Raw genomic sequence first — 19,733 nt, forward strand, 5'->3', positions numbered from 1 at the left:
CGATGAGGCCCTATTACGTCACCACTGCGATCGCGTATCCAAACGGCGCGCCGCACGTGGGTCACGCCTACGAGTACATCGCCACCGACGCGATCGCCCGCTTCAAGCGGCTCGACGGCTTCGACGTGCGCTTCTTGACCGGAACCGACGAGCACGGCCAGAAGGTCGCCGAGACCGCGGCGGCCGCGGGGGTGCCGACCGCCGAGCTGGCCCGGCTCAATTCCGATGTGTTCCAGCGCATGCAGGAAGCGCTGGACATCTCGTTCGACCGTTTCATCCGGACCACCGATACCGACCACCACGAAGCGTCCAAGGAGATCTGGCGGCGTATGGAGGCGGCCGGAGATATCTACCTGGCTACCTATTCCGGGTGGTACTCGGTGCGCGACGAGCGCTACTTCTCCGACTCGGAGACCGAGGTGGTCGACGGCACCCGCATCGCCACCGAGACCGGCGCGCCGGTGACCTGGACCGAGAAGGAGCAGACCTACTTCTTCCGGCTCTCGGCGTACGCCGACAAGCTGCTGGCGCACTACGACGCCAACCCCGACTTCATCGGACCCGACGTGCGCCGCAACGAGGTGGTCAGCTTCGTCTCCGGCGGGCTCACCGATTTCTCGATTTCGCGGACCACGTTCGACTGGGGCGTGCAGGTGCCCGGTCATCCCGACCATGTCATGTACGTCTGGGTCGATGCGCTGACCAACTACCTGACCGGCGCCGGGTTCCCCGACACTGACTCGGAGTTGTTTCGCCGCTACTGGCCCGCCGATTTGCACATGATCGGCAAGGACATCATCAGGTTCCACGCGGTTTACTGGCCGGCTTTTTTGATGTCGGCCGGAATCGAGCTGCCGCGAAGGGTTTTCGCGCACGGTTTCGTGCACAATCGCGGCGAGAAAATGAGCAAGTCGGTGGGCAACACCATCGACCCGGTGGCCCTGGCCGACGCGTTCGGCGTGGACCAGCTGCGCTACTTCCTGTTGCGTGAGGTGCCGTTCGGCCAGGACGGCAGCTACAGCGAAGAGGCCATCATCAACCGGATCAACACCGACCTGGCCAACGAGCTGGGGAACCTGGCGCAGCGGTCGTTGTCGATGATCGCCAAGAATCTCGACGGGGTGATGCCCGAACCCGGCGAATTGACCGCCGCCGACACCGGGCTACTCAAGACGGCCGACGCACTGCTGGATCGGGTTCGCGCCAATTTCGACGACCAGGCGATGCACTTGGCGCTAGAGGCGATCTGGCTGATGCTGGGCGAGGCCAACAAGTACTTCTCGGCCCAGCAGCCGTGGGTGTTGCGCAAGAGCGAATCCGAGGCGGATCAGGTGCGGTTCCGCACCGTCCTGTACACGACCTGCGAAGCGGTTCGGGTCGCGGCGCTGCTGGTCCAGCCGGTCATGCCGGAATCAGCCGGCAAGCTGCTGGACCTGCTCGGGCAGGCCCAAGAGCAAAGGACGTTTACCGCGATCGCCGCCCGGCTAATCCCAGGCTCGGTATTGCCGCCGCCTACCGGCGTCTTCCCCCGATACCAGCCGGCTTCCGAAGCCGAATGAGCGGAAACGAACGCAGTGAGTGACGGGAACGAGACGAGAATCCACCTTCCGAAGTCGAGTGAGCGGAAACGAAAATGAGTGCGGCAAATTGCAGTCAGCGCCTGCGTTAGGAAATCGTGTCCGACATGACCTCTGGCATAGACCATAATCGGCCTGTGGAGCGACGACAGAATCGGCATCAGCACGCTCAATCGCCGATGACCACCTTGAAGCAGCTACCCGCTCTGGTCGTACTGGAGCGGATCCCGGTTCCGGTGCTGGCGGTCGGCGACGACGGCACGATCTTGTTCACCAACACCGCGTTCGCGGACATGGTGGGCTACGAGCCGGAGGAAGTTTTGGCGCTGCGGTTCCGTGAGATTTTCTACCAGGCCCCCGACTCGGAATCCCTGCTGTCGGTCGTTCATGCCCTGGCGAACATGGTCGTCGAATTGGCACACAAGGACGGCTCGGTGGTGCGCGCGCTGATGAGCAAGTCAGTGGGAATGCGCGCCGACGACCAATTCGCGCTCGCGACGTTCCAGGATCTGACCGAAAAGTTATGGGACGACGAGCACTAGCGTCCCGTTGAGCCCGGCGATCAGCGCCGGCTGCGCAGCACGATCACGCCGGCACCGACGATGGTCACCGCGAGCCATCCGCCGCCCAGCCACCAGAGCCACCCCAGGTCCGAGTGATCGTGGGGCGCGGCGACCGGGCCGGCGGTCGGCGAGTGATCGACGGTCACCGGGTCTTGTCCGGCAACAGCCACTACCGCGACACCCTTGAGCCGCTGCCAGCGCTTGTTGTTGTCGCCGCCAAGCCATCTGATCAGCTCATCGAGCTGAGCGGACGTGCCGTTTGATGTCGCCACCAACAGCGACCGGCCATGGTTGAAAACCGTTTGCAGAGAAGCGAATTTCATCACCGGGTCCAGCGCGAGTGTGGTCGGCTTGCCGTCGGACGTGTTGGCGTTGACGGTGATCGGCCCACTCGCCCCCGCCGAGACCGGAAGCACGACATTGGAATGATTCCACCCGTCGGCGGAGATCAATATCGCGGGGTTCGACGAGTCGATAGCCTGCTGCACGCTGGTCACGTGGGTGTAGATCGGCGTCGAGCTGATTCGCTGCAGTCCCACCACCAGGTTGATGGCGCGCAATGTGTCGGGCAGCGAGTGCGCCTCGATACCCACCTGGAAACGGGGCATCAGGGCCTGCGGCATGGACTGGAAGCCGTCGGGCACCGGCGGTGTGGCAGGGCTGCTCTCAACGGTGGTGTCGCCGTTGATGTTCAAATTCAGTAGCTGGTTTCCGGGCCCGGCGGTGTAGAAGTCACCACAGTGTCCGACGTTGCTCGCAACGTCGAGCACCACATCAAGACCGGTGTATCGCTGCAGCAGCCGGTCGGGCACGTCCAACCAGCGGTCGATGGTGCCGTGGCCGTCGGTCGGGAAGTGATCGATGGTCTCCGGGCCGATCGTGACGGCGATCTGGCCGCCGATGTTGGACGGCGTCGGGGTGTAGGACCCCTGCAGATGCACGCGAACCCCACGGATGGACCTGCCGAACCGGGTCTGGTCCAGCCCCAGCGACACCCGCGGTTGCAGCGAGGTGGCGTTGGCGACGGGCTGACCCAGATCGCGCAGCGTGGTCGAATTGCCGGGTTGTTGCAGGGTGGGCTTCAGTTGATCCACGACGGCCTTGGACGAGACCGCCAGCTGGGACAGATCGCTGAAGAGCACCGCGGTGTCTGATTCGTCGTTTTCCCCGAGCGGCCCAGACATCAGCAGCCAGGTCGCCGCCCCGGAGCCTTGCAGGGCAAGCCCGTTGTCCGATCCCTCTTTGACGACGATCTGGCGTTCCAGCGGTTGCGGCGGTGTGGGCGGCGCAAGCTGCCCTTCAGTCAGTGGGACGACGGCGATCTCGGGATTCTGCCTGCCGTAGTGCGAGGCGGCGGAGGCGGCCAATTGAATTGCCGTGTCGGATTCGGAGGACGACGGCGATTGCGGCAGAAATATGCTCAGCTTCTTCAGCACGGGCGGCAAGAAGTGCGCCACCGTAGTGGGCGGCTGTTCGATCCCGGTGTAGCTGATCGACGTGCTGGAAAGGCGCAGCGGGCTTTCCGGGTACAAGCAGAAGCCTTCTTGCGGCACCAGGTAGGTCCGCAGCGTCACCGTCAGCCAGTTGTCGATTACTTCCGCCCCGGCCAGGGGGATGACGATCGGCGTCTGGTCCGCGGTGGGCAGATTCATCCGCACGAGGGTGCGCTGGTCCTGCGAGACGGTGAGCGTCCCCGACCGCAGATTGATCGGCAGTTCGACGGTGGCGTTCAGCGCGTTCGGTGTCAGCCCCCGCAGAACCGGCACGGTCAACACCTGCGTGCTGGTCAGGCCCCAGAACTCCAAGTTGGGGGCAGACCCGAGGTCACCCAGCGACAGCGTCAGCGAGTCCGTCGGGGTGCCTGTGTCCGACGGCGCGGCCACCGACGGCGGGGCACTCATGACCAGGAACCCGATCACACTCGCCAAAGCGACAAGTCTGCCTACATACTTCAGGTACACCACCGGAACAGTATGCATTCTTTCGGTACGTTGTCGAAACGGCGCGCGTCGGACGCCGTGGACCCTGGTCCATGCAAGGCAGCTGGCCACGATTACCCGATTTCTGAGACCGCAGCCGTCTCGCCGCGCGTCACAGCGGGCCGGGCATAACGCACGGCTTCGCGAGCAAGAAACTGGCGGATATAGGGCAGCGAAGCTTCCGAGACGACACCGGGAAGCAGCAGCTCCCACACCCGGGTCAAGCGCTCGAGGTCAGTGGCGGCATTTCTCTCGGCACCCGGGCCGGACATCGCATCCGACAGCACGCGCGTTCCGAACATGGCGCCGACGATCGACTCGCTGACCGCTTCCGGACCGAGCGACGGCTGCAGGTCGCCCTCCGAGATCGCCCGCCGGGCCTCGGCGGTCAGCAGCTCGACCATGTCCTTGCAAAAGCGCCCGGCAGCCGCGTTGAAACCGCGCAATGTGCAGGTCAGCTGCTCGGCCGCGCGGGCGGTTTCATCCGAGCTCAGCATTCCGACGATGGTGAACGTGCCGTGCAACAGGTTCTCGAGCCCCGGTGACGCCGCCCCACACACGTTCCGGAAACCGTTGAGGAGCGTCTCGGCGCCCTCCTCGATGATGGCCGACGCCAGCGACTCTTTGGAATCAAAGTGGTGGTAGAGGGCGCCCTTGGTCATCCCGGTGCGCTCGATGATGGTCCCCCAGCCGGCGGCCGAATACCCGACCTCAGCGAACACATCGATGGCGGCGTTGAGAATCTTCCGTCGGGTGACCTCAGATCGAACCTGGCGCGCCATTACCCCTGTTCCTCTGGAGTTTCATCGAGTGCGCAGATTCAGTCATCTCGTCTCACATTGCGCTGCAACAGAATCAAGATTAACAGCCGTTGCCGTTCCTGGCGTTCGACCTGGTTACGGGGAGTCAGCGGTAGCTGAAGTGGAGCTGACCGCCAGCGCCGCCCGTCGCCTCAGGAATTGGCGGAAATAATCGCCCCGGTCCGGTTGCAGGATCCCGCCCAATAGCAGGCCCCAGCACCTTTCGAGGTCGAGCAAGAACCGGTCGGGTTCGTCCAGATTGCTGGTCTTCCGCAGGCCCATGTGCAGGGACACCATCATCCGTCCGACATCCTGCGGGTCACACCGTTCGTCGACGTCACCCTCGGCAATGGCCTGCTCAACCACGACACCCAGGGCTTTGACCCATCGATCCAGCAGCTTCTCCTGCAGCCCTTCCGAACGCCCAACGGACTCGATCAGGTTCAGTCCCGCCCTGACCTGGTCGGTCTTGATGTCTTGGATGGCGATCAGGTACGAGAAGTCGATCAGGGTCTCCAGGCCCGAAAGCCCTCGCGTCACCAGGTCTTGCACGGCCGTGGTGCCGGCGGCGGTCTGCCTGTCGATGATGGCGACCGCCAGGGCGTGCTTGGACCGGAAGTGGAAGTACATCGCGCCCTTGGTGAGTTCGGCCTCGGCGAGTATGTCGTCCAGACCGACCTCGTGGTAGGCCCGCCGCGCGAACTGATGCGACGCGGCCCGCAAGATGTGCCGGCGAGTCGCGTCGGCACGTCCGTCGGTCGAGTGGCTCGTCATCGAAGCGGACAACTCGGCTCTCCGGCGTGGGGAGATCGTTTTTCAACGCCGATCGGCAGTGGCAACCGGGCGCGAACGCGCAACCCCCCAACGACCGTCCGGGCCCCCATCGCGAGCAAAACGCCCTGACCTGGGTTGATCGCCTTCATGTCGATGATGCCTTCCTGGAACAGGGCGCACACCTCGGCTCATCAGCGGTCTCGCGCAAACACCACCGCGTTTCTCGGGACGACATTTGAACTGGCTTTGAGGTTAGCAGCAAGGTCTCCAAATTAACGCCGGCGTCGAGCCTCCACTCGATACCTGTCGTCAGGATCACAAGCAATATTGTTGACCATTGGTATGTTTTATTGGTTATTATGTACTTGTCAGTTTGTAGCACGGACCTCCACGGGGATGGAAACCAGATGTCGTTCTTCGTCACGCAGCCGAGTGCCCAGGTCGTAACGACCTGCGCGGTCCGCTGAGCTCGGGATTTCACGTGATCGACTTTGGCGCCCTGCCCCCGGAGGTCAACTCCGCGCGGATGTACGCCGGCCCCGGCCCGCTATCGCTGAGCATGGCTGCGGTCGCCTGGACCAACCTGGCCACCGAACTGCACTCGGCTGCGAGCTCTTACCGGTCACTGATCGCGGGATTGACCACCGGACGGTGGCTCGGTCCCACGTCGCTGACCATGGCATCGGCCTTCGGCCCCTATGTGGCGTGGATGTCGGGTGCCGCCGCGCGGGCCGAGGAGGCGGCCAGCCACGCCACGCTCGCCGTCGAGATCTATGAAGCCGCCTTCGGGATGACCGTTCCGCCACCGGCGGTGGCCGCCAACCGGGTCCAACTCGCGACGCTGATGTCCACCAACTTCTTCGGCCAGAACTCGGCCGCGATCGCGGCCAACGAAGCCGAATACGGCGAGATGTGGGCGCAGGACGCCGCGGCGATGTACCAGTACGCCGGAAACTCGGTGGCCGTCTGCGACGTCACACCGTTCAACATTCCACCGAAGGTCACCGAGGACAGTGGTCTGGTCGCACAGAGCAACGCGGTCGGTCAGGCCACCGCCGGCACCGCAGCGCAGCACGCGGACCTGGCGAATCTGGTCTCCTCGGCGCCCTCCGCCATGCAGGCGCTCAGCTCACCTGTCGCCAGCACGGCGTCCACGGGCACGACGGCCGCGACGAGCACTGCCGTTTCGAACTCGCTGTCGAGCCTCTCGTCGCAGCTTCCGACCTATTTCATGGCGGCAGCGACCCCGCTGTACGGGATGTCGTCCGTGCTGTCGATGGCCCAGACCGCGCAGGGTATGGCGGGCACCGCGGCCCAAGCCGCCGCGGGTGCTGTGCAAGGGGCGGCGTCGGGTGCGGCAAGTGCGGCCGCGGCGTTGCCGAACATCGGATCGGGCGTGATGGGCAGCCTCGGCACGGCGGCGCATTTGGGCCCGATGTCGGTGCCCTCGGCCTGGACCAGCATGATCCCGCAAGCGCCGATGGCGGCCGCGGCGTTGCCGAACATCTCCGTCGGCGGCAGCTCAGTTCCGAACATGTTGGGCGGGCTGCCGATGGCGCGTGGCACGGCGCCGCGCACGCCTCCGGTTCCCCGCTACGGGCTCATCCCCACCGCGATGGCGCGCCCGTTCGCGGCCGGATAGCGAGGAGCCGCCAGATGACCGGAATTCGGCGCCGCGTCCGCGAATATTGCGCCGCCGCAGACGAATCCAGCTCAAGGAGCGGTACGTGAAGTACGCGCCAACGAAGGTCGCCGGCGCGACGATCGTCGACCTCGAACCGCGACGGGACCACCGCGGCTTCTCGTCACGTTCGTTCTGCGCCAACGAATTCAATCGTTACGGCCTGACCTTCCCGGTCACGCAGACGGATGTCTTCTTCAACTACACCCGGGGCACCGTGCGGGGCCTGCATCATCAGCTGCCTCCCGACGCCGAGTCCAGGCTGGTGCGCTGCACCCGTGGCGCTATTGCGGCGGCTGTCGTCGACATCCGGCCCGAGGCACAGACTTTCGGCGACCACGTGATGGTGGAGCTGAACGCCGACAACCACCGGGCGCTGTTCTTGCCGCCGTACGTCGCTTACGGCTTTCAGACCCTGACCGCCAACACCGAGGTCAATTACCAGATCAGCGGTCGGCACGAGGTGGCCGATGAGCACGGATTACGTTGGGACGACCAAGAATTCGGCATCGAATGGCCGCTGCCAGTCACCGTCATCTCCGAGGAGGACGCCAGCTGGCCCGCATATGTGCCCCGGTCAGTACCGATCGTGAGCGCAGCTTCATGCTGAGGGGTGCCGCGACAGCGCCGGCTCTGCAGCTGACCTACCAGTCATGTGCTATCTAAGGGCGCCGCGCAATGATCATGCCGATTTCTCCGGGGCCCTCCACGACGGCGTTCCGCCCCAACCAGCCACCGTATAAGCGAAAGCCTGCTGGAATGATCTCGTTGCCCGGCAACCGGACTCCGGGTTCGGCAATCACGCAACAGGTGGCCGCGTCCGGCGCCAGCGCCGCGCGGCGTTGGCAGAACCTTTACTCGGGGCGACTGCGCGTCACCGACTCGGTGATCGTCTTCGGATCGGTGATGCTTGCGCAGTACGTGCGATTCGGGGAATCCCCCGCCCGGACCTCGGCGTACTCGGGCCCGGTCATGACGCTGTTCTCGATTCTCTTCGCAGCGCTGTGGCTGTCGGCTCTGGCGGTATTCCAGACGAGATCTGCGCGGCTCATCGGAACGGGCATCGACGAGTACCGGCGGATCGGCAGCGCGTCATTCTGGACGTTCGGAATCATCGCGATGGTCACCCTGCTGGCCAAGGTCGACCTGGCCCGCGGTTACCTCGCGATTGCACTTCCCGCCGGCACCCTCGGACTGCTGGCCAGCCGCAGCTTGTGGCGCCGCCACATCGGCAGCCTGCGGGCACGCGGCCAATGTCAGACCAACGTAATGGCAATCGGAGACCGGCAGGCAGTCGCACACCTGGCGCATGAGCTGGCGCGCAACCCCAGGGCCGGCTGCGTCGTGGTCGGGGTCTGCATTCCCGGATACGGGCCGTCGCGGGGTAACACCTTGTTGGTCGACGGCCGCGAGATCCCGATCCTGGGTGACGAACGCCATGCGGTGGACGCGATCGGCAGCTGCGGTGCGGACACCGTAGCGGTGACCCGGACCGAGCATTTCGGTGTGCGCGGGATCAGAGAGCTGATGTGGCAGTTGGAGACCAAGGACGTCGACCTGGTGGTCTCGCCCGGGGTGATGGACGTCGCCGAGGCGCGGCTGACTCTGCAGCTGACCGGCGGGTTGCCACTACTGCATGTCGAAAAGCCGCAATACGAAGGGACACAGCGCTTTCAGAAGCAGGCCTTCGACTTCTGTTTCTCCCTGGCAGCCCTGATCGCGACCGCACCACTGCTGATCGCCGCGGCGATCGCTGTCAAGCTGACCAGCAGGGGCCCCGTCTTCTACCGGTCCGAACGCATCGGCATAGATGGAAATCCCTTCACCATGCTGAAGTTTCGCACCATGACCGACGGTGCCGACAAGCAGATCGACCACCTGCTGCCGCACAACGAAAGCACCGGCGGCATGCTCTTCAAGATGCGCCAGGACCCGCGGGTCACGCCCGTCGGCAGAATCCTGCGCCGATTCAGCATCGATGAGCTGCCCCAGTTCATCAACGTGATCAAGGGCGATATGAGCGTGGTCGGGCCGCGGCCGCCGCTGCGCCGGGAAGTCGAGGCCTACGACGGTGACGTCAAGCGCCGGCTGCTGGTCAAGCCCGGGGTCAGCGGCTTGTGGCAAGTCAGCGGGCGCTCAGACCTTTCGTGGGAACAGGCGGTCCGGTTGGATCTGTCCTATGTCGACAACTGGTCGATGGCGGGTGATCTCATGATCATTGCCAAGACGGTGAAGGCCGTTCTCACAAGCCACGGCGCATACTAGGGAGTCATGACTGAGCCGACGGCACCTGGTGCGGTCGTACCGTCGGTGCCGCTGCGGCGGATGGCTCACGCGTTCTCCATCCAATTGATCTGCCGAGCGCTGGGAATGCTGGCCTCGGTGGTGTCGGTCGCGATGACCGCGCGCTATCTGGGCCCCGGGCGCTACGGCCTGCTTTCCATCGCGATGCTCTTCATCGCCATGTGGACCAGCCTGGCCGATCTCGGTATCGCCACCGTGATCGTGCGCCGCGTGACCTCCGGACGCGGCGACCTCGAGCGCCTGGTGCGCATCAACAGCGGCCTGGCGCTGGTTTACTGTGTTCCGCTCGCGTTGCTGGCGGCCGCGTCAGGCTTGCTGATCTATCACGACTCCGATGTGCAAGTGATGCTCATCGTGCTGTCCGGGGCGCTGCTGATGCAGACCATGGTGACGCGCTTCGAGCCGGTGTTTCTCGCCACCGTGCGGTTCTCCGCGGTGGCCATCTCCGACGTCGTCGGCCGGCTGGGCGCTTTGGGCATGGTCGCCTTTTTAGTCGCGGAGCGGTCAAACGTCATCTGGTTCGCCGTCGCCCAACTCATCCCGCCCGCCGTGGCGCTGCTGATCCAGGGCACGGCGGCGATGCGGCACATCTCGGTGCGCCCCATCTTCGCGCCACGCGAGGCCGCCGATCTGTTGCGGGAAAGTCTGCCGCTCATCGGATTCCTCGTTGTCGGGCTGCTGTACTGCCGCGCCGACGGCGTGATCCTGTCCCTGGTGAGCACCCACTCCGAGGTGGGCGTCTATGGGCTGGCCTTCACGATCGCCTTCAACACGATTGTGGTGTCGCTGATCTTCCTGAAGTCGACGCTGTCGACGGCCACCGAGCTGTTCGCGCGTGACGTCGCCGCGTTCGCCGGCTTCTTGCGCCGCAGCGTCGAGCTGATGTACTTCGTCGCGGTCCCGGTCGCGGTCGTCGGCGCGCTGCTGGCCGGGCCGTTGATCGGACTGTTCGGCGACAAGGCGTTCGTTGCCCGCGGGACGCCGACTCTGGCGTTGTTGTTCGTCGCGGCGGCGCTGCGTTTCGTTAGCGGCACGCTCGGCCAAGGGTTGGTCGCCAGCCACCATCAGCGGATCCTGTTCTGGCTCACGATCGCCACCCTGGTGCTCAACGTCGGGCTCAATCTCTCCCTCGCGGGGCCCTACGGCGCCGTCGGCCCCGGCATCGCGCTGGTGTGCACGGAGTTCTTCAACCTGGTGATCAGCAGCTGGTGGCTGCACCGGCACTGCGGTTACCGCACGCCGGTGGTCTTCTTGCTGCGGGTGCTGGTGCCGACGGGAGCCAGTGTCGTTGTGACACTTCTACTCTCGGGTCATCATGTGGTCTTGATTTTGGTGGTTGCGGCTGCTGTCTACCTGGCCACCAGCGCAGCCGTCGGCCCGCTGCGCTGGTCGGACGTGACCTCGCTGCGCCGGAGTCAGCTCGCGGCATGAACCGGGAATTGGATCGGTCATACCTGAAGCGCCCGGTCGGCGACACGGCCGCACTACCGTCGACGCGTTCGCTCGCGGTGCTGATCGTGGCCGACAACGTTCACGAGCCGTTCGAAGCGTGCCTGGCCAGCCTCGCCGGCCATCTGCCTGAACTGCCGGTCTATGTCTACGGCAGCGGCGGCGCGGAATTGGCCACGCGGTACCCGGCGGTGCACTGGGTGTCCGGGCCGTCGAATGTCGGCCTCGCGGCGGCGTTCAACGCGCTGGTGGAACACCTGCCTGCCGACGTCGACCTGCTGTTGCTCGATCCCAATGCCCGCGTGCTGGGACCCTTGACCCGCACCCGAGAGCTGCTTGCCCAGCCGCGCGTCGCGGCGGTCTCGCCGATGGCGCGCGACGGCGCGGCGCCCGGCCGGGCGTGGGACATCGCGACTCGCCGCCAGACGCTGGCCCGGGCGCTGATGGCGGACGTCGGCTACTCCGACTCGCTGCGCGGCACGCCGATCTCAGGCCGCTATGCCCGTCAGCCCTCCGAATCACGAAGCATCGACGGCGATTTGGGCGGCAACTGCCTGGCGATCAGCCGTGCGGCCTGGAATTCGATCGGCGGCTTCGACGAAGAGTTCTTCGGCTACGGCGAGGCGGCCGACTGGCAGGCCCGGGCGCGGGCGGCGGGCTGGCGTGTGCTGTTGGCCGACGAGCTCGGGGTCGACCGGGGTAACCCGACGGCCGGCGAGGGCGCGCAACGCCGCCGCGATCTGGATTTGGCGCGCACCAACACCGCGCTGCTGCTCGAACACCAGCGCAGCGTTCATCACGCGGACTTGTATCTGGCCGGCACCACGCTGCTGCAAAGATGGTCGAAGCGCGCCGCGCCCAGGATCGCCGGCGTTGGCCGGCGATCCGACCTGCCGGCGGTAGTGATCTCCACCAACCGCCTGGTCTACGGCGGTGCTGAGCGGCAAAAGGCGTTATTGGCAACAGAATTGGACCGCCGCGGCTACTCGGTGACGATCGTCTGCATGCAGCGGTTCGGCCCGTTGATCGCCGAAATTCCGCCCACCGTGCGAGTGGTGCGCCAGCCCTGGTGGGCGCCGATCATCGACGCTCCGGAGGGCCCGACGGTGCTCATCACCGCCGACACCAACACCGAGGCCGGATTCGCCACGTTGTGGCGCGCGGCCGGTAGGGGCCGGCGCTGGCTGGTGGCACCGCATGTTCCTCCCGAGGAGGACCGGCCCATCTACTCCCGCCCGCTGACCGCCGCGATGCGTCAGGCTGACGGATTCATCGTTCTCGCGCAACGGCATTGGGACATGCTGGCCGCACAGCATCGGCTGTGGGGACGGCGATTCATTGCCCCCAACGGCGTTCGCGGGATCGGCGAACCCGCGCCCCGGACCCGGACCGCGGGCGAACCGCTGCACCTGGTGATGCTTTCGCGCATCCTCGAACACAAGAACCCACACCTGCTGGTCGAGGCGCTCGCCGAGCTGTCCGATATGCCTTGGCGGCTATCGATTTTCGGCGACGGCCCGGATCGGGAGAGACTGCAGGCACGCACGCCGGCGGAACTGCGCGATCGGGTGCAGTGGCGCGGATGGGTGGCCGGCCCCGGCCCCGCCCTGGCCGACGCTGATCTGCTGTGTGTGCCCAGCCGCTCCGAGGCGTTCCCGCTGGTGATCCTGGAGGCGATGGCCCGGGCGGTTCCGGTTGCCGCATCGGCGATTTGCGCCGTCCCGGAGATGCTGGACTTCGGCAAGGCGGGATACCTCGTCGACCCCGTGTCGGCGTCGGGATGGCGAGAGCGCTTGGCGCAAATCCTGACGGAGCCCGACGAGCTGCCGTCGATCGGACAACGCGGCTTCGAGCGCATGTGCAAGCACTACACGGTGGAGGCAATGACCGACGCCTACGTCGAGGCGGTCGACGCGATACTGTGAATCCTGTTCTGCTGTTTTGGCGTTCGTGGCGCGAGGCTAACGCTGGCCGCGTGGTCCCAGGATTTTCGCGATCGTGCGGGGTGACGTCTTATGCTGCGCATACCGCCCCGAATAGAGGAAATACCGCGGCTCCACGTAGATCTCGCTGATGTCTGTCGACACATCCGTAAAGTGCTGGGACAGCGCGCCTTCGACGAAGAACGCATTGGTACCCGAGTGGGAATTGCAGCAGACCAGGCGGTAGTCGAAGCGTGCGAACATCGCGGCGAAACTGCTCAGCGACGCTCCGAAGTAGTCGTCGGACTCCCAGACATGGTCGGGGTCATAGCTGATCTGAAACTGCACCGGCGGCGGAAACTTGGCGTTGTACTCGACGATGAACAGCTTCGGGCGCATCCCGTCTGCCAAGAGTCTTTCGATCAGATAGATGTCGTTGCCATCCAGGTCGAGGGAGACCACGTCGACCTGCGCAGCACCGATTCTCTGCAGGCATGAGCGGCTCAGCGCAAGGATGTTCTCGGCGGTGATCCACGCCTTCTCGTAGGTGAAGTGCGCGCCGTCGGAGTATTCGACGGCCAGATCCTGTCCCCCGACCCAGAAGCCCTTCCAGCCCAGTGCGGCAAGAATCAGCGTGTTGTTTTCCGTCCCATCACCGACGCCGAATTCGGCGAACACTCCGTCGTCGAGCCGACCGACCCGGCGCAGGATCTCCAGCGTTATTCCGTCCTCGTCGGTCGAGGAAAAACACTTCCTGCCCGCGCGATTCAGCGGATTGGAGTGGTTGGCCTTCAGCGACTGGGAATGGTCGAACAGGATCAGATCCTTGAGCTGATCCCGGGTTTCGGTGCCGAGGATCCGCCGGATCTTTCCCTTGAGCGTCTCTTTGGGCGGCGGTGTCGCGCTTCTGGACATTTGGTGACTAAAGCTACCATCCCGATGGCAGAGAAATGGCACGCCACGGTCGGCAACGCCGAACGTGGGAGTTCTTGTAGCTCCGGCGATTTCCCACGCACCGCGGAACGCCCCGAGTCCGCCGATCGGCCCGTGGCGGGGTTGCCCATCGCGCTGAATGTGCCGTAGGTTCACCACTGTCCTCAGGGTTTGCTGATGTCGCGAGGATGCTCAGGAGGTTTTGAGACCGTGCGGTGCCGCATCTGCAGTTCGGCCACCACGCCGGCGTTCACACACCAGGTGCTGTGCAAATTCGATTGCACCTACTACTTCTGCGACAACTGCGGTGGCCTGCAGACCGAAGAGCCTTATTGGCTGGACGAGGCGTATGCCAGCCCCCTGGCAGCGGCGGATACCACGCTGCTCTGGCGCAACCAATACCTCGCGCGCGTGATGTCGGTGCTGTTGTACTTCCTGTTCGATCCGCGCGGCCGGTTTCTCGACGCCGCCGGGGGCTACGGCGTTTTCACTCGCCTGATGCGCGACATCGGCTTCGATTACTACTGGACCGACAGGTACTCCCCCAACCTGACCGCCCGTGGTTTCGAGGCGGACGCGGGTCCGGGCAAGCCGTACACGGTCGTCACCGCCTTCGAGGTGATGGAGCATCTCGCCGACCCCGTCGAATTCGTGGCCGAGCTCCTCGAAACCACCGGCACCGACACGATCGTCTTCACGACGGAGCTCTTCGACGCCCGCCCCCCGCCGCCGGAGGAATGGATGTACTACGCCTTTGCCACCGGGCAGCACATCACCTTCTATCAGAAGCCGACGCTGGAACTGATCGGCGCACGCTTCGGCATGCAGTTCCATACCTCCAAAACCCGGTGGTGGTTCCTCGGGGGCATGGGTCTGCACATCTGGACACGGGCGAAGATCAATCCGCTGGCCTGGCGCCTGCTCGCCTCGCCACGCGTGACAAACCTGCTTGCGGGATTGCCCCGGCGTTCGCTGGAGACACGGATGTGGACCGACGCCGACATCTTCCTCCAGGCTGACGGAGAGCAGTGAATTCGCCTCGGGTGCTTTGGCTTTCGCCGTGGACGCGGCCTGCGGTACGCGTACAGTGCGAGGCGCTGATCCGGCATGGGGCCGACGTGCTGCTGGTGACCTCCGACCAACACCCGGAATCCGACGCCGCCCGCGATTACGAGTTGGTGCTCGATCCGCGGTTCAAGACCGCTGCGACCTGGGGCCCGACCTTGCGGGCGTGGCGCCGCATCCGCACGTTCCGGCCCGACGTGGTGATCGCCGAGATCGTCCGGGACCCGCGCTGGATCGCCCTGGCCGGGCTGGCCCCGCGCATCCAGGTGGTGCACGACGACCAGCCGCACGGCCCCGACGAGCAGACCCCGGCTTATGAGCGTGCGGTATTCGACCGCTGGGGCGCCCGCTCGGCGGCCACCATCACCTATAGCGACTACGTCGCGACCGGTGTCGCCGCCCGCCGCGACGTCGCCGGCACGCCGGTGCACGTCGTGCCGCTTGCCAGCGACGTCGACCTGCCCCGGATTCCGCCGTTCGTGGGCGCCGAGGGACGCCGCGACTTCGTCCTGTTCGGCCGGCTCAACCCCTACAAGAACGTCGACGTCGTGCTGGAGGCCTGGCAGCGACATGTCGATGGCCAACGGTGGCGCGGCGACAACCTGGTGCTCATCGGAGACGGGCCGCTAGACGCCGGCGCCCTGCCCAAACACACGCTCTGGCGCAACGGCAGCTACCGCTACGCCGATGTCATCCCGACGCTGGCATGCGCGAAGGGGTCGATCTGCCACTACCGGCGCGCGTCGCAAAGCGGCGTGCAGGTGCTCTCGATGCAGCTGGGTGTCATGCCGATCGTGTCCACCGCAGGTGCCCTGCCCGAATACCAGCCGCCGGGCTGCCCCCCGATCGGCGTCGACGACGTCGCCGGGCTGGCCGCCGCCTTCGATCTGCTGGCCGACGCGTCCGTGGCCGCAGAGCTCGGGGCACAGGCGGCGCGTCACTACGCGCAGCACTGCGCCGTCGACATCGTCGCGGATCGCATCCTGGACGTCATCGCCGAAGTGCTCGCCAGTCGGCGCTGACGTGCTCAGGCGGTCCTGAAATCCGGGCGTCGGCACGCCGCTCGAGCGTTTGCGACATGGTCGGCAAGCCGGACGCCCAGCGCGATCCCGAGCAGCGTCGGGTTGGCCTGGCTCGACGTCGGCAGAACCGACGTGCTCGCGACGTACAACCCGCGCACGCCGTGCACCGCAAGGTTCGGGTCCACAACGCCGTCGGTGGGCGCCAAGGACATTCGAGTCGTGCCCACCTGGTGGAAACCGCCCATCTCCGCCAGGTACTTGTGCACCAGGCCCTCGACATCGTCGCTCAACCACTCGACGTGTCCGACGCCGTGGCGGCGCAGGTGTTCATCGATGAGGCCGATGGCCTTGCGCACACTGCCGTAGTCGGCGTCGGAGAAGTGCATATGAGTGCGAATCCTGCGCATCCCCAAAGCATCTCGCTCGTCGGACAGCTCGACGCGGCTCTCCCAATGCGGAAGATGCTCGCCGTGGTAGTGCAGTAAATATCGGTTGTCGGCGCTCTTCACGAAAAAGCCCGGCGCCTTGCGGCCCCTGCGGAGGAACCGGGCGTAGCAGAAGGTGACCGCGAACCGGATCGACGGAAACAGGTCGCGGACGATGTTGCGCAGATGCGCGAGAACCTGTGGCGAACCGGCCCGCTTGGTGTGTGCCTCCCGAATCGCCTCCGCGAGCAGGAAACGACCGACCGGCGAGATCAGGGTGAGGTAGACGCCCGACAGAATCCCGCTTCCGTGCCTCGGGTCGCTGATCGGCGGGTTGACCAACCAGGTGGCCGCGTTCGGCATCCCGGAGTCGCGCAGTAGCTGTGGGTCGAAGGTGAAACGCCGGCGAACGTACACCCCGTCGTTGTCCCGCTCGTAGGCATGCAGCACCTGGTCGGTGTTGAAATGTACGCGCGCCACGCGCGCTTCGACGTGCGACATGTACCAGCGTCCGAGGTGGCCGCCGGCATTTCCCAGACCCGCCGGATGGTGGCGATTCGACACGAGCAGCAGCCGCGTCGCCTCCAGTCCACCGGTCGCGACGATGTAGTCCCTCGCGACTATCCGCCCCTCCCGGCCGTCGAGCGCCTTGACGACGAGGTGGTCGACGGCGTCGCCGGCGTCGGTGGTGACGATCTCGGTGCACGTGAGGCCGGTCCACAGAGTGAGCGTGGGGGCGTCTCGCAATGCCGCCCGATACTCGCGGCCGAAGCGCGTCGGCAAGGCCCAGCGCTCGAGATCGGTTGTGCGCACAGCACCGTCGGGCAGCCCAACGACCAGGTCGTGATTCGCGATCTCGGGGATATCGCGCGCATTGAATATTGCCTGACCGCACGCCGCCCAATCGCAGGCTCGTTGCCGGTAGGGCTCGATGTCTTCGTCCCCGATCGGCCACGGCGCCTGCGAGGTGATCGGCCGGTCCTCGAAATCGATGGGGTCGAACTTGACGCAGCGCCCACCCCACAGCGCAGTAGTACCGCCCACCTGTCGGCGGACCGTGAGCTCGCTGCGCGAGTGGAAGTAGTCGTCCTGTCGCGAATCGAGCGTCGCCAGGTCCTGGGCCGCTTCGTCGGGACGCTGCAGGCCGCTTTCGATCAGCGCCACCTGCACGCCGGCCCCGGCGAGCTCCAGCGCGGTGGCGATGCCGATCGCGCCGGCTCCCACGACCACGACGTCGGTCTCGATCGTCGTATTCGCGGTGAAGTCCTCCGGGCCACGGATCACGCGACAGCACCTTCGCGGAACTCGGCGACGAGAGCGAGGAACCGCGTCAGCGTCTCCGCGTCCGGCGGCGACGAGGCAGCGCTTGCCGCTTCGGCGACCCGGTGTGCCTTGGTGGTGCTGTAGAGAATCGCGCGCGCGCCCGTCGCCGCGGCGGACGACCCGATGATCAGCTTCGGGAGCACGCCGGGGGCCAGCGGATCGACGTGCAGGGCCTCGCGCCAGTGTCCGGCCAACCGCTCGTCGGCCGACAGTGCCCCGGCGAGCATCGTGTGCGACCGGTTCAGCACGCCGAACGCGATGTCGGCAGGACGCGGCGCAGGGTTGAGCAGGTCGCTGCGAAATTGGCTCACGCCCCGCGGCGCGAACTCCTCGGCAAAATCCACCTCGAACCCCTCGTCTTGAGAGACACCCCAGGCGCGAATTTTGCCCTGCTGCTTGGCGCGCTCGAAGAACTCGCGGAGTTCACCGCTTTCGACCGTGTCGCCGGGCTTCGGGGCGTGGATGAAGAGGATGTCGACGTGGTCGACACCCAGCGCAGCGAGGCTCTCGTCGAGGCTGCGCGCCGCGACGGCCGCGTCGTAGACCCGGGCGGTCGTATCGGGCCCCTGCTGTCGCTTGATGGCGCGGCGCAGCGCCGGCGCCTTGCGTAGCAACGCCCGCGCCGGAGCCTGGAACCGGCCGAGACGCCGCGCCGCGCCGCCGACATCGATGCCGAACTTGGTGGCAATGGTCACGGCGTCGCGTCCGACCGTGTGTACGAACACCCCCAGCTCTGCCTCGGCCATCCCCAGGCCATACATCCGCGCGGTGTCGAAGTGAGTGATTCCGCTGTCCAGGGCGCTGCCGAGGACGGCCATCCGCTCCTTGCGGGACGGCGCTTGCAGCAAACCGCCGCATCCGAAACCGACCGCGCTCACCGCGAGCTGCGGTCCCTCCAGTTCGACTTGCTTCAAAGCCCACAGCCCCCGTAGATCCGGCGAAGTTCCGCGTCAATCACTTTGGGGCTACGTGTTGCCGCAATGTGCGCCTGGCCGCGCAGCCCATCACGCTCGGCCAAGCCCGGATCGCGCAGATACCGGCCGATCGCCGCTGCCAGCGCGGGCACATCACCAACGGGCACGAGCATACCCGGGTCGGACGCTATTTCCGCTGTTCCGCCGACCGGAGTCGCCACGAACGGCCGCGCGCCGGCGAGGGCCTCGGTGAGGATCATCGGCATCCCCTCGGCGTAGGACGGGAGTGCTACCACCCGAACCGTCCGGAGCAGATCGCGGATGTCGTCGGGGTGTACGGGTCCCTCGACGGTCATCCGCTCGGTGGGTGGCGGGGTGTAGTCGTCGATGCGGCCGACGATCCGGCAATGCCCTTCGATGCCCTCGTCCAGGAGCAGCCGCCAGGCCGCGACAAGATCGTCGACACCTTTGCGGCGACCGATGGTGCCGGCGAACAGCACCACGGGTGGCGTCGAGGCGGCTCGAGGAGCATCGAGATCGATCGGGATCGGGTTGGCCACCACCGAGGTCGCCGCCGAGGGCACCACCTCGAGAACGGCGGCCCGAGCTTCCTCCGACAAGAGAATCACGTGGTCGGCACGTCGCAACGTGGCACCGACAAAGCGGGGGCGCGCCGCGGCGAACTCTTTGAAGTCGGAGCCGTGGATGGTGACGACGATGCAGAAACCGCGAGCGCTCGCCAGCCGAATCAGCGGCCCCTCGCGCAACCACGCGCCGCCATTCGAGATGTGGAAATGCACGATGGCCGGGCGTCGAGTCCGGGCCAGCGCCACGCCCGCGCGTGCGGTGAGAAGGAAGCTCTTCGCGTGGTTGCGCCCGTCCCAGGTGGACAGGACCCGGATATCGTCGGCGCCGATCTTGTTGTCGCGGATGACCCGGATCACGGACTGCGTCCCGCCAAAGCTGTACATGTCGGGCCCGACATGGGTAACGGCTAACACC

16 protein-coding genes are annotated in these 19,733 nt (G+C 65.9%); 9 read left to right on the forward strand and 7 right to left on the reverse strand.

Translation table 11 applies throughout. The annotated features are described in order from the left end of the window. The first annotated feature begins 2 nt into the window (after positions 1 to 2). Both metG and ACZY0B_RS17725 read left to right on the forward strand, forming a co-directional pair. Entirely contained in the window at positions 3 to 1,559 is a 1,557-nt protein-coding gene (gene metG, locus ACZY0B_RS17720) for a methionine--tRNA ligase (RefSeq protein WP_463765475.1), read from the forward strand. A 197-nt stretch (positions 1,560 to 1,756) separates the two neighbouring features. Further along, positions 1,757 to 2,119, forward strand: a complete 363-nt coding sequence (locus ACZY0B_RS17725) for a PAS domain S-box protein (RefSeq protein WP_463765477.1) — start codon at positions 1,757 to 1,759, stop codon at positions 2,117 to 2,119. Between the two features lie 20 nt (positions 2,120 to 2,139). Here the strand turns inward: ACZY0B_RS17725 and ACZY0B_RS17730 are convergent, their stop codons facing one another. The 3 genes from ACZY0B_RS17730 to ACZY0B_RS17740 form a co-directional block, all read right to left on the reverse strand. Beyond that, complete coding sequence (locus ACZY0B_RS17730; RefSeq protein WP_463765478.1) at positions 2,140 to 4,119, reverse strand: hypothetical protein; 1,980 nt, start codon at positions 4,117 to 4,119, stop codon at positions 2,140 to 2,142. A gap of 74 nt (positions 4,120 to 4,193) precedes the next feature. Then, positions 4,194 to 4,901 (reverse strand): TetR family transcriptional regulator, encoded by a 708-nt coding sequence (locus ACZY0B_RS17735; RefSeq protein ID WP_463765480.1) that lies wholly within the window; start codon positions 4,899 to 4,901, stop codon positions 4,194 to 4,196. 114 nt (positions 4,902 to 5,015) lie between these two features. Further along, positions 5,016 to 5,693 carry a TetR family transcriptional regulator gene (locus ACZY0B_RS17740; protein WP_463765481.1) on the reverse strand — a complete coding sequence of 226 codons (678 nt, stop codon included), beginning with the start codon at positions 5,691 to 5,693 and terminating at the stop codon, positions 5,016 to 5,018. Between the two features lie 481 nt (positions 5,694 to 6,174). Here ACZY0B_RS17740 and ACZY0B_RS17745 point away from each other — a divergent pair, with 481 nt between their 5' ends. From ACZY0B_RS17745 to ACZY0B_RS17765, 5 genes are all read left to right on the forward strand, one after another. Then, positions 6,175 to 7,335 (forward strand): PPE family protein, encoded by a 1,161-nt coding sequence (locus ACZY0B_RS17745; protein WP_463765482.1) that lies wholly within the window; start codon positions 6,175 to 6,177, stop codon positions 7,333 to 7,335. Positions 7,336 to 7,420: 85 nt separating this feature from the next. Then, positions 7,421 to 7,984: a dTDP-4-dehydrorhamnose 3,5-epimerase family protein gene (locus ACZY0B_RS17750; RefSeq protein WP_463765483.1), complete on the forward strand. Its 564-nt coding sequence runs from the start codon at positions 7,421 to 7,423 to the stop codon at positions 7,982 to 7,984. A 149-nt stretch (positions 7,985 to 8,133) separates the two neighbouring features. Further along, positions 8,134 to 9,639: a sugar transferase gene (locus ACZY0B_RS17755; RefSeq protein ID WP_463765484.1), complete on the forward strand. Its 1,506-nt coding sequence runs from the start codon at positions 8,134 to 8,136 to the stop codon at positions 9,637 to 9,639. Positions 9,640 to 9,645: 6 nt separating this feature from the next. After that, positions 9,646 to 11,109: an oligosaccharide flippase family protein gene (locus ACZY0B_RS17760; RefSeq protein WP_463765485.1), complete on the forward strand. Its 1,464-nt coding sequence runs from the start codon at positions 9,646 to 9,648 to the stop codon at positions 11,107 to 11,109. Continuing rightward, a complete protein-coding gene (locus ACZY0B_RS17765) occupies positions 11,106 to 13,052 on the forward strand; it encodes a glycosyltransferase (protein ID WP_463765486.1) in 1,947 nt (648 codons plus the stop codon). Before ACZY0B_RS17760 ends, ACZY0B_RS17765 begins: the two co-directional genes overlap by 4 nt. Positions 13,053 to 13,088: 36 nt before the next feature. Here ACZY0B_RS17765 and ACZY0B_RS17770 read toward each other — a convergent pair whose 3' ends face one another. Next, entirely contained in the window at positions 13,089 to 13,964 is an 876-nt protein-coding gene (locus ACZY0B_RS17770) for a hypothetical protein (protein WP_463765487.1), read from the reverse strand. Positions 13,965 to 14,192: 228 nt separating this feature from the next. Between ACZY0B_RS17770 and ACZY0B_RS17775 the strand changes: the two genes are divergently transcribed. Both ACZY0B_RS17775 and ACZY0B_RS17780 read left to right on the forward strand, forming a co-directional pair. After that, entirely contained in the window at positions 14,193 to 15,014 is an 822-nt protein-coding gene (locus ACZY0B_RS17775) for a class I SAM-dependent methyltransferase (protein WP_463765488.1), read from the forward strand. Positions 15,015 to 15,025: 11 nt separating this feature from the next. Beyond that, on the forward strand, positions 15,026 to 16,069 hold the full coding sequence (locus ACZY0B_RS17780; protein ID WP_463765532.1) for a glycosyltransferase: 1,044 nt from the start codon (positions 15,026 to 15,028) through the stop codon (positions 16,067 to 16,069). A 5-nt stretch (positions 16,070 to 16,074) separates the two neighbouring features. Here ACZY0B_RS17780 and ACZY0B_RS17785 read toward each other — a convergent pair whose 3' ends face one another. From ACZY0B_RS17785 to ACZY0B_RS17795, 3 genes are read right to left on the reverse strand one after another with little or no spacing between them, the layout of a single operon-like run. Next, entirely contained in the window at positions 16,075 to 17,778 is a 1,704-nt protein-coding gene (locus ACZY0B_RS17785) for an FAD-dependent oxidoreductase (protein ID WP_463765489.1), read from the reverse strand. After that, on the reverse strand, positions 17,775 to 18,731 hold the full coding sequence (locus ACZY0B_RS17790) for an aldo/keto reductase (protein WP_463765490.1): 957 nt from the start codon (positions 18,729 to 18,731) through the stop codon (positions 17,775 to 17,777). Before ACZY0B_RS17790 ends, ACZY0B_RS17785 begins: the two co-directional genes overlap by 4 nt. Then, positions 18,728 to 19,732, reverse strand: a complete 1,005-nt coding sequence (locus ACZY0B_RS17795; RefSeq protein ID WP_463765533.1) for a glycosyltransferase family 4 protein — start codon at positions 19,730 to 19,732, stop codon at positions 18,728 to 18,730. The genes ACZY0B_RS17790 and ACZY0B_RS17795 overlap by 4 nt, the downstream gene beginning before the upstream one ends. Position 19,733: the final 1 nt, after the last annotated feature.

This window comes from Mycobacterium sp. IDUB_19 (assembly GCF_055419445.1).

Coding starts and splice junctions, on each gene's coding strand:
- metG (WP_463765475.1), top strand. CDS start 3: ATGAGGCCCTATTACGTCACCACTGCGATCGCGTATCCAAACGGCGCG.
- ACZY0B_RS17725 (WP_463765477.1), top strand. CDS start 1,757: ATGACCACCTTGAAGCAGCTACCCGCTCTGGTCGTACTGGAGCGGATC.
- ACZY0B_RS17730 (WP_463765478.1), bottom strand. CDS start 4,119: ATGCATACTGTTCCGGTGGTGTACCTGAAGTATGTAGGCAGACTTGTC.
- ACZY0B_RS17735 (WP_463765480.1), bottom strand. CDS start 4,901: ATGGCGCGCCAGGTTCGATCTGAGGTCACCCGACGGAAGATTCTCAAC.
- ACZY0B_RS17740 (WP_463765481.1), bottom strand. CDS start 5,693: ATGACGAGCCACTCGACCGACGGACGTGCCGACGCGACTCGCCGGCAC.
- ACZY0B_RS17755 (WP_463765484.1), top strand. CDS start 8,134: ATGATCTCGTTGCCCGGCAACCGGACTCCGGGTTCGGCAATCACGCAA.
- ACZY0B_RS17760 (WP_463765485.1), top strand. CDS start 9,646: ATGACTGAGCCGACGGCACCTGGTGCGGTCGTACCGTCGGTGCCGCTG.
- ACZY0B_RS17765 (WP_463765486.1), top strand. CDS start 11,106: ATGAACCGGGAATTGGATCGGTCATACCTGAAGCGCCCGGTCGGCGAC.
- ACZY0B_RS17770 (WP_463765487.1), bottom strand. CDS start 13,964: ATGTCCAGAAGCGCGACACCGCCGCCCAAAGAGACGCTCAAGGGAAAG.